This window comes from Brevundimonas sp. UBA6550 (assembly GCF_002434505.1).
Lineage (GTDB): Bacteria > Pseudomonadota > Alphaproteobacteria > Caulobacterales > Caulobacteraceae > Brevundimonas.
In genome coordinates, this window is the sequence record NZ_DJKE01000006.1 from 65,089 (window position 1) to 78,725 (window position 13,637).

Consider the following 13,637-nt stretch of genomic DNA (forward strand, 5'->3'; position numbering starts at 1 on the left):
AGTAAGATATGCGGATTTTTATTACCGGTGCGGCCGGTTTCATCGGGTCGGCGTTGGCTCGCCACCTGATCGCCGACAGCGATCATGAGATTATGGTGTATGACAAACTCACATACGCCGGATTGCTGAGTTCTTTGGCAGAGATTTCCGACAGCCCGCGCTACCGGTTCGTTCAGGGCGACATCTGCGACGCCACCGCCGTTTCCGCGGCCTTGGCTGACTTTCAACCCGACGTTATCGCTCACTTGGCGGCCGAAAGTCACGTCGATCGGTCAATCGACGGCCCGGGCGAGTTCGTGCAGACCAATGTGGTCGGAACCTTCGTTATGCTTCAGCAGGCGCTGCAGCATTTTCGCGGCCTCGACGCCGACCGCCAAAAACGTTTCCGCTTCCACCACATCTCCACAGATGAGGTTTTCGGCTCACTGGGCGCCTCGGGCTTATTCGAAGAGACGACGGCTTATGATCCGCGATCGCCCTACTCCGCGTCCAAGGCGGCATCGGATCACCTTGCTCGAGCCTGGTGGCACACCTACGGACTCCCCGTCCTGGTGACCAACTGCTCAAACAACTACGGACCCTATCACTTCCCGGAAAAGCTGATCCCTCTGATCATTCTCAAAGCGCTAGCGGGCGAGCAGCTTCCAGTCTACGGCGACGGTTCTAACGTGCGGGACTGGCTGTTTGTGGAGGACCATGCCCGTGCCTTGAGGTCGGTTTTCGAACGCGGGGCGCCCGGCGAGACTTACAACGTCGGCGGCAATGCCGAACGTCGGAACATCGACGTCGTGAAGTCGATCTGCACAGTCCTGGACCGGATCCAGCCGCGTGAAGATGGCCTGCCCTACAGCGACCAGATCACGTTCGTTTCCGACCGGCCTGGTCACGACCAGCGCTATGCGATTGACGCGTCCAAGATTCGCCGGGAATTGGGCTGGACACCGGTCGTGACGTTCGAAGAAGGCGTAGAACGGACAGTACGGTGGTTCCTGTCCAACCGGCCATGGTGGGAGGACATTATCGCCCGACGCTATGCTACCCAGCGGTTGGGGCAGGATGGCTAAGCCGATCGATATCCTAATCACGGGCGGCGCAGGTCAAGTCGGGCTTGAACTCGCGGAGATCGTATGGCCTGCAGAGGTGCAGCTGCACACACCCGGCCGCGACCAGCTCGATTTTGCCGATCCCCACAGTGTCGCGGCCCTGTTCGAGAAGCAGCGGTTCGATGCTGTGATCAATAGTGCGGCATACACCGCCGTCGATCGCGCCGAACAGGAGGTGGCTGCCGCTTTCGCAGCCAATGCCCTAGGCCCCGCCTTGCTGGCAGATCACACGCGCCAGGCCGGCATTCCCCTGATCCAGATCTCGACCGACTATGTGTTCGATGGTCGGTCGGACCGCCCCTATGAGGAGAGCGATCCGGTCGATCCCTTAGGTGTATACGGCGCCAGCAAACTGGCCGGAGAGTTGGCGGTCCGAAGAGGAAACCCACGCAGCGTCGTCCTAAGAACCGCATGGGTGCTCAGCCGGCACAGAAGCAACTTTCTGAAGACCATGCTGCGAATCGGCGCTACCCGGCCAATGGTGCGCGTGGTGGATGATCAGTTCGGCTGCCCGACATCAGCGCGAGACATTGCCACAGCGCTCTCAACAGTGACGCTGCGGATGATCGACGATGCGCAGGCGCCGACCGGTGTCTATCATTTCGTCAACAAAGGCGAGACCAGTTGGTGCGGCCTGGCGCAGGAAATCTTTCGCGTGAGCGGGATGCTCGGCGGTCCGACCTCGGTAGTCGAAGGAATTTCGACTAGCGCCTATCCCACGCCGGCCCGACGGCCGGGCCGATCTAGCCTTTCAACTGCAAAGTTGATGGCAGATTTCGGTATTACGCCGCGGGAATGGAAAATGGCAGTGGCGGATATCATCCCGCTCGTCCTCAGCAAGGAAGCGACACAATGAAAGGCATCATTCTAGCTGGCGGGTCAGGCACGCGCCTGCACCCCATGACCCTCGTAACGTCCAAACAACTTATGCCGGTCTACGACAAGCCGATGATCTACTATCCGCTGTCGACTCTCATGCTGGCCGGTATCCGGGAAGTCCTTATTATTTCAACTCCCCGCGATATTCCCTCGTTTCAGGCTCTTCTCGGCGATGGGTCGCGCTGGGGAATGTCGATCGAGTACGCAGTGCAACCCAGCCCGGACGGTTTGGCCCAAGCCTATATCATCGGGGCGGATTTTGTCGGTTCGTCACCGTCCGTTCTGATCCTCGGCGACAACATTTTCTATGGCCATGGCATCACTGATCTGTTTGGCAGTGCCATCTCGCGCCCGACCGGAGCGACAGTGTTCGCTTACCACGTCAACGACCCGGAGCGGTACGGCGTTGTCGAGTTCGACGATCGGATGAAGGCCTTAAGCATTGAGGAGAAGCCTGCTGAGCCGAAATCGCCTTGGGCTGTGACCGGTCTCTATTTTTATGACAGCGACGTCATCGAAATTGCTGCGAACCTTAAGCCGTCCGCAAGGGGTGAGCTCGAAATCACGGACGTCAATCGCGAGTATCTGTCTCGTGGAAGGCTTTCGGTCGAGATAATGGGACGGGGCTTCGCATGGCTTGACACTGGTACACCCGACAGCCTCCTGGAGGCGGGAGAATTCGTCCGCACCCTTGAAAAACGCCAGGGGTTCAAAGTCGCCTGTCCTGAGGAGATCGCATTTGAGCAAGGATTCATCGGTGCCGCCGAGATGGAGGTGCTCATTTCCGCTCTCGGCAAGAGCGACTATGGGCGCTATCTCGCGGCGACTATGACGCGAAAATAGTTGCTCCTTTTGGGGCGGGTGGGTCTCCGGCGCTCAGGCTAGAGAACCGGCTCCGTCAACTCCACCCGCACGCCCTCGAAGAAAAAATCGCCGCCCAACGAACTCTCGGAAATCGCCACCTGAAGTTCCGAGAAGTTCGGATATTTCCATTGATGGGTCGATGACAAACTGTACCGACCCGGTTGTTGCGGCTCAAAGGGGGTCACAGTGTAGGACGTCATGTCTCCCCATTCGACACGGAAGTGATGCCGTGCAGTATCCTTATCGACGGCGAATCGGACTTCAGCCTCCCACCGGCCTGGGGGCAACCAGACATATGGTCCGAGGACCAGCCTCCGAGGGCGCCCTGTTACGTCGATGCGTCCGACAGCTTCGTCGCCGTCGGAACCCGAATCGTAGGTGAATAGCTCGCGCGGCCATTCCATTGCAGCGCCGGCGGTAAAAGGCCTCTGTTCCAATAAGCCTAGAACATCCTGCGCAAGGCGTCTGCGAGCGCTGTCCAGCTTCACAGGCTCCAGTTCTGGTACAGTGATCATGACACCGTCAAAAGCTTCGAATATGCGTGTCCCCGCCAGCAGATCGCTATCGCTGAAGCGCCGAGTGAAGCTCTCGGGAAGCGCGTGCCCGAGGGCCAGAATACTGGATGCGTTTACGAAGCTGCGGGCATGGGGCGCGCCGAACAGGTTAACGGCGGCCTCAGGTGAAGACGCCAACCCCGTCGAGATAATCGCGAACTGGTCGATCGCGAGCCTGTAGGTGCTTTCTGCCTCGAACACCACCGCCAGGGTCTCTGTTGGTCGGGATATCATAATTTCATCGTTGAGATTGATGATCACCACATCCCAACCGAGCGTCCCTGCTGCCGCCTCTAGCGCCCCGAGCCAGGCTGGCGTGTGCAGCGAGGGAGCGATTAGGACGCAACGTGGGACGCACGCGCGAACCTGGCCTGCCGCATCGACCATTGTGGCGGGCGTGGCGGTGGGCTCTGCTGTCGCCATCGAAGTCAAACCGCTTTCAGCCACGAGTAAATTTCCACCGCTTCGTTGACGTCATCAAAAATCTTGGCTTTTCCGCTTTCGATGACGAGTGCGCGATCGCAATGTGCGGCTATGAGGGCGACTTCATGCGAAGCCATGACGAAAGCCCGATCAGCCCGGTGCTCAAACAACTCTTCCTGACATTTTCGCTGGAATCGGGCGTCTCCTACAGCCACCAGCTCGTCGATCAGGTAACAATCGAAATCGATCGCCAGCGAAAGGCCAAAGGCCAAGCGGGCCCGCATCCCAGAAGAATAGTGCTTGACCTGTTGTTTAAGGGCCGAACCCAGCTCGGCAAAATCATCGACGCGTGTGAGCGTGTCCTGAAAATCCCGATCATAGATGCGTGAGAGAAAACGTATGTTGTCCAGTCCTGAAAGGCTGCCTTGAAAACCGCCGCCGAAACCGATCGGCCAAGACGAACTCATGTTCCACCCAATCTGGCCAGCCGAAGCCGGCAATATCCCGCCGAGCATCTTGATCAGGGTGGACTTCCCTTGTCCGTTCCGGCCTAGAAGCGCGAGCCGGTCCGACCGGCCCAAGTCCAGATCAAGACTGTCGAAAATGACTTTCGAAGTGCCGCGGTAGGTCTTTGCCAGACCCCGGACACGAAGGCCTATTGGGTCTGCACTCGGATCAGCCAGCATCAGCCGTGCCTGTGTTCACGGACTCCTGCCCATACGAGCCATCCGATGCCGTAAAGGCCGAAAAGTGTTGCAAAGACAGTCAGAATCGCTAGCCAGCGTTTAGGCTCCTCGGGTTCATCAGGCAGGCTGGGGCTGACGACACGATCCAAATAAAGCTTCTGTTTCTGCGCATCCTGTTCAGCCGAAATCACCACGGCGGATGCCATGGCAAACTCCTTATCCGCCAATTCTCGCTCTAGAACCAAGGCTTCATAGGTGCTCGCCTTAGAGGCTAGGGACTCGGAGCCGCCCGCGAGGCTGCCACGCTCGGCCTCGATCTGACGCTCATAGGCGGCTATGCGGCCATCCAGCATCGGCAATTGTGGACTGGTCGGGGCATCTTGAGCCAACTGCGCTCTTTCCGCGCGCAGTTGTGCAACGCTGGCTCGGAGACCGCCTATCAGTTCCGAACTCTCTCGCGCGTTGATCTGGGGATCGAGAAACTGCTCTTGGGTCTGGAAGGCTAAAAGCTTGCGCCGGCTTTCGTTCGCCGCCGCTGACGCGCTCTCTCTTGCCCGGAGCGCATTCGCTACGGCGTCACGGGAAGCCCGTTCGTTCAGACGGTTTACCAGTTGCTCACCGCCGCTCAGCAGGCCCTCGGCCAATCGATTGGCGTCGCGAGCCGAAAAGGCCTCGACGCGGAGTTTGCTGATGCCCGTGGTGGAGTCGTAGCCTACCACGACGAAGCGCTTGAATGCACTGAAGAGCGCCTCGGAACTGCGGCGTTCCCAAGGTCGCGGATAGGACGTCAATATATCGGAGCCCCGCTGACCCAGCATTTTCTCAATGTCGTTGCGCTTGCTCAGTTCTGTCAGGCTGTCACGCGACCGGATGTATTCATGAACTGCGAAGGCGTCGGTTTGGGTGCTTGCTAGACCAACGCCTTGGAGAGCCACGCCCAAAGACGACGGCTGAGAGCCGCCGCTTGGCGCACGCACGATGAACTGAGCCTCAGAGACGTAGCGGGGCGCGGCGATAAACAGATAGTAGATCGCCGCCAGCAGCGTCGGAATGAGCACAACTACGATGAATGGCCAAGGGGCCCGCCTTAGCAGCGGTGCCTTCATTCGCATCGTTGCCCCTGACGCCGACAGCGGGCCGAGGTATTTGAGAGGATTGTCGGTCATAGAGTATCCATCGAGGCAGGGGCCACGGGTTCAAGGCCGCCGTCATTCCACATCAACATGGTCCTTCGACGAGGCGAGCAAGAGTAAGCCGATCAGATTGAGCAGCCCTGCGCACACAACTGCATAAACTGGATGATAATAGGTCGGTACGAACTCGCCAAACACGCCGTCCCGGATCATCTCGATGGCGTTAGGGTAGGGAACAAGCAAAAACGGTTCACGAAAACGATCAGGTATCCAGCCAACCATGAAGAATGCCCCTGAAACTGGTATGAGCGCGTATGTCAGGACCGGCACAAGTCGCTCCATGAGATCCGATCTCATCGAGGTCGCCGCCATGATGATGGCAGTTCCGTTGCCCATCAGGGCCAGCAGTATCCATCCTGAATAAAGCAGCAGCCAGCTGGCGGGCAAACTAACCTGTCCCAATGCTACGAGGAGGACGTAAACGACCAAAAACGCCGCAGTCCCCCCCGCGAACTCAAGAAGGTTGCGTGCGAGGAACAGGTGCAGGACCGAAATCTGCCGGTGATGCATAAGGCCGATATTGCTCTGAAGTGCATACATGCTGAACCCTATCTGGTGCCTCAGCAACAACAGGCTCATGTAACCCGTCATCACGAACGGGCCCAGGCGGATGCCGTGCTCATAGGCCGGCTTGATCAACGACCACATGACCAGAACGAATAGGCAGAACACCAAAGGTTCGCCAACGACCCAGAGAAAGCCCAAACCTTCACGCCCGAAACGGGTCGTGGTCTCGCGCATCATCAGCGCGCCGATAATTTTAAGGTGACGGCGAAGAGGGCTGATCGATATCAACATTATATAGAAATGCCTCGGTTCCGACAGACATTCCGTCCCGCTGCCGCCTGGAGCCCACATGATTTCGCTGCACCATAGGGAGCCTCGAAGGCGGTGCAAGCACCAATTGTTCAGGAAGGTCACCTGGAAGGATTGGCTTTTGCTCCGGCCCAAGGAGCTTCTGTTCTAAAGCCAAGGCGGCTCGCGGCTTCAAGCAGGTTTCGGCTGTAGGTCTCAATCCCAGTGCCCTGAGACGCGGCAAGATTGAAACCGTCGATGCAGATCGGAGGCCGATCCGATTTCTCGCGCGGCGTTGTGGACATTCAGACTCATCTCGCGAAGCGGAGGCTTGTTGTGTCTGACCGGCCTAACATTGGCTGCGATCGCGTAGCCAGCGGCTCATGTTAGGTTATTCCGCAGCTCTAGCAGACCCTTCCCGCGTGACACCGCCCCCATCCCCCGCTATTTCGCGCGCGTGATGAACGAAACAGAACGCCAGTCGGAAGAACGCAGCTGGGAGACGGCGAAGACGCTCGCCGAGGCCTTGCCGTATATTCAGGTCTATGACCGCGAGACCGTGGTCATCAAATACGGCGGTCACGCCATGGGCGAGAGCGCTGTGGCGCGTCAGTTTGCGGCAGATGTGGTGCTGCTGAAGCTGATGGGGGTGAACCCGGTGGTGGTGCACGGCGGCGGGCCGCAGATCAGCGCCATGTTGGACAAGGCGGGGGTGAAGTCCAGCTTCGTCGACGGGCTGCGGGTTACCGATCCGGCGACGATGGAAGTCGCCGAGATGGTGCTTTCGGGCGCGGTGAACAAGGAGATCGCTCATTGGATCACCATGGCCGGCAAGGAGGCGGACGTGCGCGGCGTCGGCCTGTCGGGCAAGGACGCCGGTTTGCTAACCGTCGAGAAAACGCGCCGGACCAAGCGCGACCCGGACAGCATGATCGAGCATGAGGTCGATCTGGGCTATGTCGGCGAGCCGACCAAGGTGGATCCCAAGCTGATCGCCGGCCTGATCGCCTCGGAGACCGAGGACTGGGTGCCCGTCATCGCCCCGATCGGCGTGGCTGAGGATGGCCAGACCTTCAACGTCAATGCCGACACGGTGGCGGGCGCCATCGCCGGGTCGCTAGACGCCAAGCGGATGCTGCTGCTGACTGACGTCCCGGGGGTCAAGGGCGCGGACGGCGAGATCATCCGCCAGATGACGTTGGACGAGGCGCAGGGTCTGATCGACACCGGCGTCGCCACCGGCGGCATGATCCCCAAGCTGGAAACCGCGATGGCAGCCGTTCGCGCAGGCGTAGAGGCGGTGGTCATTCTGGACGGTCGGCGGCCGCACGCCATGCTGGTCGAGTTGTTCACCGAGTTCGGCGCCGGCACCCTGGTGAAGGCGTCTTGACGGACCTGCGCCATGTAAACGCCTGGGTGTTCGACATGGACGACACCCTGTATCCGCGAGAGCAGGGGCTGATGCGGTTGGTTCAGGCGCGGATCAACGCCTTCGTGGTCGAGGCCGTGGGCCTGGCGCCGGACGAGGCGGCGGTGATGCAGCGCCAGTTTCTGGATGAACATGGCACGACGCTGGCGGGCCTGATGGCCAACTATGCGGTGGATGCCGAACGGTTCCTGCGCGAGGTGCACGATGTGCCGCTGGATTCGGTGGAGCCGAACCCGCGTCTGGCCGAGCGGCTGAAGGCCCTGCCGGGTCGGTGTTTCGTCTTCACCAACGGCGCGCGTGACTATGCGTATCGGGTGCTGGACCGGATCGGTATTTCGGAGTGTTTCGCCGGCGTCTTCGCCATCGAGGACGGCGATCTGACGCCGAAACCCAACCCAGCGACCTTCCGACGGATGCTGGAGCGGTTCGATATCCAGTCCCACCGCGCCGCCTTCTTCGAGGATACGCCCAAGAATCTGGAGCCGGCCAAGGCGCTGGGCATGGCCACCATCCTGATCGGCGACGGGCACGGCAAACCCCAAGTTCCGGGGTGGCGCGACCATATCGACATCGTCGCCCCCGATCTTTTCGACTTCCTCTCCGACCTGAATCTCAAGGACGCCGCATGACCGACCTGTCGCATCTCGAATCCGTCATCGAGGCCGCCTGGGAAGACCGCGCCGAGGTCTCGGCCGCCACAAAGGGCGAGGTCCGCGACGCCGTACAGAGCGCTCTGGCCCTGCTGGATTCCGGCCAGGCGCGTGTCGCCTCGCGCGGGGCGGACGGCGTCTGGACGACCCATCAGTGGTTGAAGAAGGCGGTGCTGCTGTCCTTCCGTCTGAACGACAACCAGATCATGCGCGCGGGGCCGGCGGCGACCATGCCGCTGTCGGTCGATCATCCGGCGGCTTTAGGCCCCTTCTGGGACAAGGTGCCCAACAAGTTCGGCGACTGGGCGGCGGGCGACTATCAGGCGGCGGGCTTCCGCGCCGTGCCGGGGGCCATCGTCCGCCAGGGCGCCCATGTGGCCAGGAACGTGGTGCTGATGCCGTCGTTCGTGAACATCGGCGCCTATGTCGACGAGGGTTCGATGGTGGACGCTTGGGCCACGGTCGGCTCCTGCGCCCAGATCGGCAAGAACGTCCACCTGTCGGGCGGCGCCGGCATCGGCGGCGTGCTGGAGCCGCTGCAGGCCAATCCGACCATCATCGAGGACGGCTGCTTCATCGGCGCCCGCGCCGAGGTGGCCGAGGGCGTGATCGTGCGTGAGGGCGCGGTCCTGGCCATGGGCGTCTATCTGTCGGCTTCGACCAAGATCGTGGACCGGGCGACGGGCGAAGTCTTCCGGGGCGAGGTGCCGGCCTATTCGGTCGTGGTGCCGGGATCGCTGCCGGATGCGAACGGCGGACCGTCGCTGTACTGCGCCGTCATCGTCAAACGGGTGGACGCCCAGACGCGGGCCAAGACCGGCGTCAACGAGTTGCTGCGCGACTGATCAGGCGGCGGTGGGCAGGGTTTCGTCCGTCGTCCATTCCGGGGCGTCGACCACGATCTCCACGGTGAAGGTCGAACCCTGTCCGGGCGTGGAGCGCACGGTGATTCGGCCGTCCATCAGGGCGGCCAGCCGCTGGCAGATGTTCAGGCCCAGGCCCGTGCCGCCGAACCGGCGGGTGGAGGAATCGTCGACCTGGGTGAAGGGCTGGAACAGCCGCGCCTGATCCTCGGGCGCGATGCCGATGCCGCTGTCGCGGATGGCAATGCGCAGGATCATGCGCCCGTCGTGGCCCCGCGCCCCTTCCATCAGAAAGGCGACGTCGCCGGCCGGGGTGAACTTGATCGCATTGCCCAAGAGGTTGTTGCTGATCTGGGCCAGTCTCAGGGGGTCAAGCCGCGCCAGGGCGGGCCATTCGCCGCGCACCTCGCGCGTGAAAGTCAGTCCCTTGGCCTCGGCCTGGGCGCCGAAGGGGCCGATCAGCCGATCCATCAGACCGCGGGGATCCACCAGCACGGGGGCCAGATCCATCTTGCCCGCCTCGATCTTGGTCAGATCCAGAATGTCGTTCAGCAGCACCAGCAGGCCGTCGCCGGACTGTGTGATGATGTCGACGAAGCTGGACTGACGCGGATCGAGATCCGACATCCGCAGAAGCTGGGCGGCGCCCAGCACGCCGTTCATCGGGGTGCGCAGTTCGTGGGAGATGACGCCCAGGAAGTTGGACTTGGCGGCGCTGGCCGCATCGGCCTGGTCGCGGGCGATTTCGAGCTCGGCGATCAGTGCGGCCTGGCGATCGTTGACCGCCTCCAGTTCGGCGTCCTTCATCTGGGTGATGGTGACCTTGATGAGCAGGGCCAGGCCCATGACGGGAACGATGGCCACGACCACCCAGAAGCCGGGCGAGCCCCACTGGTCGATCATCAGCATGAGAATCGCGGCCGAATAGGGCGAAGAGACGATCAGGGCCTCTCGCGGAGCCGCCCGCATCTGGGTGAAGACCAACACATAGCCGGCCAGCAGCAGGGCCACGCCCAGCTCCACCCCGTGCTGGCCGCCTGAGATGAAGGACAACAGGGGCGCCGCCGCCCAGATGGCGCAGGATACGGTCGCCATGGCCAGACGCGGCCAGCCGATGGTGCGTCGGTCGACGAAGGCGCGCGCCAGGCCGGCGGCGGTCGCGACGACGAACCAGCTGCAGGCCGTCTTCGCATCGGTTGTCGTCCACAGAGCCAGGGCCCAGCTGGCGATCAACCAATAACGCAGATGACCCGCCGCGATCAGGCGGTGCAGAAGAGGTCTGGCGGCGAAATCATAAGGGGGCATTGCCGCACCTTAGAGGGGGACGATGCCGAACCCTGGCATGTCATCCTCTAAGATACGGTGAACATTCGATTTTATCGTGTTAAAGCGTACGATGGCGGACATAAGGTCCGGGCGACGATCAGCCTTTGGTCCCAAGGGCTTCGGCGTTTACGGCGGCGTCGGCGATGCCGGTCAGGTCTTCGTCCGTCTGGGATTCCTCTTGCAGGGTTTCGTCCAACAGGGCGGCCGCGTCGTCCATGCCCAGGACCAAGGCCCAGCGCTTCAGCGTGCCGTAACGGGTGATCTCATAGTGTTCGACCGCTTGGGCGGCGGCCAGCAGGCCGGCGTCGAGGGCGGGATTGTCCTTGTATTCGTCCATGATCTCCTCGCCCTCGGCCAGGATGCCTTCGATGGCGTCACAGGTCTTGCCGCGCGGCGCCTTGCCGATGATCTCGAACACCTGCTGCAGGCGTTCGATCTGACCTTCGGTTTGATCCTTGTGCTTTTCGAAGGCGGCCTTCAGCTCCGGCGACTGAGCCGCCCGCGCCATTTTCGGCAAGGACTTCAGAATTTTGCGCTCGGCGTAATAGATGTCCTTGAGCGTGTCGTGGAACAGGGTCTCGAGCGTTTTCTCGGCCATGGGATGTCTCGCTCGTGCTGGGAATGCGGGGATGCGTCCCAGCACAAGCGATCCTGTGGGCTTATGTTCCTGTGTGCGGTTTCAGGCTCAGGCCTGGGCGGCGTCCCGCTTCAGATCCGGCGGGGTCGCCTCGTCGGTCAAGATGCGGATGGCCTCCTCGACCGTGACCAAAGTCTGGGCCTGGGAGCCCAGGCGGCGGATGGCGACCATTCCGTCCTCGGCTTCCTTCCTGCCGACAACGGCGATGACCGGGACCTTGCCGACCGAATGTTCGCGGACCTTGTAGCCGACCTTCTCGTTGCGCAGGTCGATCTCGGTGCGCAGGCCGGCGGCCTTGAACCGGGCCATGACGTCGCGGGCGTAGTCGTCGGCGTCGGAGGTGATGGTGGCCACCACCGCCTGGGTCGGGGCCAGCCACAGGGGGAAGGCGCCGGCGTAGTTCTCGATCATGATGCCGATGAACCGCTCGAAACTGCCCAGGATCGCGCGGTGCAGCATGACCGGCCGGTGCTTCTGGCCGTCCTCGGCGATGTAGGTGGCGTCCAGACGTTCCGGCAGCACATAGTCCAGCTGGATCGTGCCGCAGGTCCATTCGCGGCCGATGGCGTCCTTGACGATGAAGTCCAGCTTGGGCGCATAGAAGGCGCCGTCGCCCTCGGTCACGACCGGCTCGGTCCCGGCGGCGCGTGCGGCCTCGGCCATCAGGGCCTCGGCCTTGTCCCAGAACTCGTCGGTGCCGGCGCGGTTCTCGGGCCGGGTGCCCAGGCTGATATAGGCCGTCTCCATGCCGAGGTCGGCGTGGACGCTGCGGGCCAGCTTGATGAACTCGGCCGCCTCCTCGACGATCTGGTCCTCGCGGCAGAAGATGTGGGCGTCGTCCTGGGTGAAGCCGCGCACCCGCATCAGGCCGTGCAGAGAACCGGACGGCTCATAGCGGTGGCAGGCGCCGAACTCGGCCATGCGCAGCGGCAGTTCGCGATAAGAGCGCTGGCCCTGATCGAAGATCTGGACGTGGCCGGGGCAGTTCATCGGCTTCAGCGACAGGGTCTCGCCCTCGACCGTCTCGCAGACGAACATATTGGGGCGGTATTTGTCCCAGTGGCCGCTCTGTTCCCAGAATTTGCGGTCCAGAACCTGGGGCGTCTTGACCTCGACATAGCCGGCGGCGTCCAGACGGCGGCGCATATAGGCCTCCAGCACGCGCCACAGGACCCAGCCCTTGGGGTGCCAGAAGACCATGCCCCGGCCCTCTTCCTGCATGTGGAAGAGCTCCATGGCCTTGCCGACCTTGCGGTGGTCGCGCTTTTCGGCCTCTTCCAGCCGCTGCATATAGGCGTCCAGATCCTCCCTGGTCGCCCAGGCGGTGCCGTAGATGCGCTGAAGCTGTTCGCGCTTGCTGTCGCCCCGCCAGTAGGCGCCGGCCAGCTTGGTCAGTTTGAACGCCTTGCCGACGTGGCGCGTCGAGGGGAAGTGCGGCCCCCGGCACAGGTCGACCCAGTCGCCCTGCTTGTACAGGGTGATGGTCTCGGTTCCCGGCAGGTCGCGGATCAGTTCGGCCTTGAACTTCTCGCCGCGCGCCTCGAAGAATTTGATGGCCTCGTCGCGCTCCCAGACCTCGCGTTCGAACTTGGCGTCGCGATCGACGATCCGGCCCATCTCCTTTTCGATGGCGGCGAAGTCGTCGGTCGAGAAGGGCTCGTCGCGATAGAAATCGTAATAGAAGCCGTCTTCGATGGCCGGGCCGATGGTGACCTGGGTGCCGGGAAACAGGGTCTGGACCGCCTCGGCCAGGACGTGGGCCGTGTCGTGGCGGATCGTATAGAGGGCGGCGGGATCGTCGCGCATGATCAGGCGGAAGTCGCCGCCCGTCTCCAGCACCCGGCCCATGTCCCGCTGCTCGCCGTTCAATTCGGCCAGCACGGCCTTCTTGGCGAGGGACGGAGAGATGGAGGTCGCGACGTCGCGTGCCGTGGAGCCGGCCGGGTATTGGCGCACCGCGCCGTCGGGGAATTTCAGGTCGATCATGTGTCAGTCTTTATAGGCGGGACCGGGTCGTATCCCGATCCCCCGAAGGGATGGCATTTACAGAGCCTGCGCACGGTGAGCCATCCCCCCTTGACCGGTCCGTGCTGGATCAGGGCGTCGCGCCCGTAATCCGAACAGGTCGGCAGGAACCGGCACTGCTGGCCGATCAGGGGGGACAGCGTCAGCTTGTAGCCCCGATGGGCCGCGCGCACGCCGCGTTCATAGAGAGACATATGTCCCTTCGCCGGG

The 13,637-nt window shown here is 62.2% G+C and carries 14 protein-coding genes; 6 read left to right on the forward strand and 8 right to left on the reverse strand.

From position 1 onward, the window contains the following. Window positions 1-8: 8 nt before the first annotated feature. The 3 genes from rfbB to rfbA are packed head-to-tail and all read left to right on the forward strand — an operon-like array spanning window position 9 to window position 2,825. Window positions 9-1,064 (forward strand): dTDP-glucose 4,6-dehydratase, encoded by a 1,056-nt coding sequence (gene rfbB, locus B3Z70_RS06290; protein WP_292045011.1) that lies wholly within the window; start codon window positions 9-11, stop codon window positions 1,062-1,064. Beyond that, a complete protein-coding gene (gene rfbD / locus B3Z70_RS06295; protein ID WP_292045013.1) occupies window positions 1,057-1,959 on the forward strand; it encodes a dTDP-4-dehydrorhamnose reductase in 903 nt (300 codons plus the stop codon). The genes rfbB and rfbD overlap by 8 nt, the downstream gene beginning before the upstream one ends. After that, on the forward strand, window positions 1,956-2,825 hold the full coding sequence (gene rfbA, locus B3Z70_RS06300) for a glucose-1-phosphate thymidylyltransferase RfbA (protein ID WP_292045015.1): 870 nt from the start codon (window positions 1,956-1,958) through the stop codon (window positions 2,823-2,825). The genes rfbD and rfbA overlap by 4 nt, the downstream gene beginning before the upstream one ends. 38 nt (window positions 2,826-2,863) lie before the next feature. Here the strand turns inward: rfbA and B3Z70_RS06305 are convergent, their stop codons facing one another. From B3Z70_RS06305 to B3Z70_RS06320, 4 genes are read right to left on the reverse strand one after another with little or no spacing between them, the layout of a single operon-like run. Next, a complete protein-coding gene (locus B3Z70_RS06305; RefSeq protein WP_292045017.1) occupies window positions 2,864-3,847 on the reverse strand; it encodes a hypothetical protein in 984 nt (327 codons plus the stop codon). Next, complete coding sequence (locus tag B3Z70_RS06310) at window positions 3,829-4,509, reverse strand: ABC transporter ATP-binding protein (protein WP_292045019.1); 681 nt, start codon at window positions 4,507-4,509, stop codon at window positions 3,829-3,831. Before B3Z70_RS06310 ends, B3Z70_RS06305 begins: the two co-directional genes overlap by 19 nt. Beyond that, window positions 4,509-5,675 carry a Wzz/FepE/Etk N-terminal domain-containing protein gene (locus B3Z70_RS06315; protein ID WP_292045021.1) on the reverse strand — a complete coding sequence of 389 codons (1,167 nt, stop codon included), beginning with the start codon at window positions 5,673-5,675 and terminating at the stop codon, window positions 4,509-4,511. Before B3Z70_RS06315 ends, B3Z70_RS06310 begins: the two co-directional genes overlap by 1 nt. Before the next feature lie 42 nt (window positions 5,676-5,717). Continuing rightward, window positions 5,718-6,500 (reverse strand): ABC transporter permease, encoded by a 783-nt coding sequence (locus tag B3Z70_RS06320; protein WP_292045022.1) that lies wholly within the window; start codon window positions 6,498-6,500, stop codon window positions 5,718-5,720. Window positions 6,501-6,957: 457 nt separating this feature from the next. Here B3Z70_RS06320 and argB point away from each other — a divergent pair, with 457 nt between their 5' ends. From argB to dapD, 3 genes are read left to right on the forward strand one after another with little or no spacing between them, the layout of a single operon-like run. Beyond that, window positions 6,958-7,887 carry an acetylglutamate kinase gene (gene argB, locus B3Z70_RS06325; protein WP_292045023.1) on the forward strand — a complete coding sequence of 310 codons (930 nt, stop codon included), beginning with the start codon at window positions 6,958-6,960 and terminating at the stop codon, window positions 7,885-7,887. Then, window positions 7,884-8,555 carry a pyrimidine 5'-nucleotidase gene (locus B3Z70_RS06330; protein ID WP_292045024.1) on the forward strand — a complete coding sequence of 224 codons (672 nt, stop codon included), beginning with the start codon at window positions 7,884-7,886 and terminating at the stop codon, window positions 8,553-8,555. Before argB ends, B3Z70_RS06330 begins: the two co-directional genes overlap by 4 nt. Further along, window positions 8,552-9,421 (forward strand): 2,3,4,5-tetrahydropyridine-2,6-dicarboxylate N-succinyltransferase, encoded by an 870-nt coding sequence (gene dapD, locus B3Z70_RS06335; RefSeq protein WP_292045025.1) that lies wholly within the window; start codon window positions 8,552-8,554, stop codon window positions 9,419-9,421. Before B3Z70_RS06330 ends, dapD begins: the two co-directional genes overlap by 4 nt. Here dapD and B3Z70_RS06340 read toward each other — a convergent pair whose 3' ends face one another. The 4 genes from B3Z70_RS06340 to yidD form a co-directional block, all read right to left on the reverse strand. After that, the gene (locus B3Z70_RS06340) at window positions 9,422-10,744 is read right to left on the reverse strand and encodes an ATP-binding protein (protein WP_292045026.1); all 1,323 of its coding nucleotides are present in this window, start codon (window positions 10,742-10,744) and stop codon (window positions 9,422-9,424) included. It abuts the gene before it with no gap. A 118-nt stretch (window positions 10,745-10,862) separates the two neighbouring features. Further along, window positions 10,863-11,363, reverse strand: a complete 501-nt coding sequence (locus B3Z70_RS06345) for a ferritin-like domain-containing protein (RefSeq protein WP_292045027.1) — start codon at window positions 11,361-11,363, stop codon at window positions 10,863-10,865. A gap of 87 nt (window positions 11,364-11,450) precedes the next feature. Continuing rightward, entirely contained in the window at window positions 11,451-13,388 is a 1,938-nt protein-coding gene (gene thrS, locus B3Z70_RS06350) for a threonine--tRNA ligase (RefSeq protein WP_292045029.1), read from the reverse strand. Next, a complete protein-coding gene (gene yidD / locus B3Z70_RS06355; protein WP_292045032.1) occupies window positions 13,385-13,621 on the reverse strand; it encodes a membrane protein insertion efficiency factor YidD in 237 nt (78 codons plus the stop codon). The genes thrS and yidD overlap by 4 nt, the downstream gene beginning before the upstream one ends. Between the last annotated feature and the right edge of the window lie 16 nt (window positions 13,622-13,637).

Excerpts from the sequence above, each read along its gene's own strand:
- rfbB (WP_292045011.1), top strand. The coding sequence starts at position 9 with ATGCGGATTTTTATTACCGGTGCGGCCGGTTTCATCGGGTCGGCGTTG.
- rfbD (WP_292045013.1), top strand. The coding sequence starts at position 1,057 with ATGGCTAAGCCGATCGATATCCTAATCACGGGCGGCGCAGGTCAAGTC.
- rfbA (WP_292045015.1), top strand. The coding sequence starts at position 1,956 with ATGAAAGGCATCATTCTAGCTGGCGGGTCAGGCACGCGCCTGCACCCC.
- B3Z70_RS06310 (WP_292045019.1), bottom strand. The coding sequence starts at position 4,509 with ATGCTGGCTGATCCGAGTGCAGACCCAATAGGCCTTCGTGTCCGGGGT.
- B3Z70_RS06315 (WP_292045021.1), bottom strand. The coding sequence starts at position 5,675 with ATGACCGACAATCCTCTCAAATACCTCGGCCCGCTGTCGGCGTCAGGG.
- B3Z70_RS06320 (WP_292045022.1), bottom strand. The coding sequence starts at position 6,500 with ATGTTGATATCGATCAGCCCTCTTCGCCGTCACCTTAAAATTATCGGC.
- argB (WP_292045023.1), top strand. The coding sequence starts at position 6,958 with ATGAACGAAACAGAACGCCAGTCGGAAGAACGCAGCTGGGAGACGGCG.
- dapD (WP_292045025.1), top strand. The coding sequence starts at position 8,552 with ATGACCGACCTGTCGCATCTCGAATCCGTCATCGAGGCCGCCTGGGAA.
- B3Z70_RS06340 (WP_292045026.1), bottom strand. The coding sequence starts at position 10,744 with ATGCCCCCTTATGATTTCGCCGCCAGACCTCTTCTGCACCGCCTGATC.
- B3Z70_RS06345 (WP_292045027.1), bottom strand. The coding sequence starts at position 11,363 with ATGGCCGAGAAAACGCTCGAGACCCTGTTCCACGACACGCTCAAGGAC.
- thrS (WP_292045029.1), bottom strand. The coding sequence starts at position 13,388 with ATGATCGACCTGAAATTCCCCGACGGCGCGGTGCGCCAATACCCGGCC.
- yidD (WP_292045032.1), bottom strand. The coding sequence starts at position 13,621 with ATGTCTCTCTATGAACGCGGCGTGCGCGCGGCCCATCGGGGCTACAAG.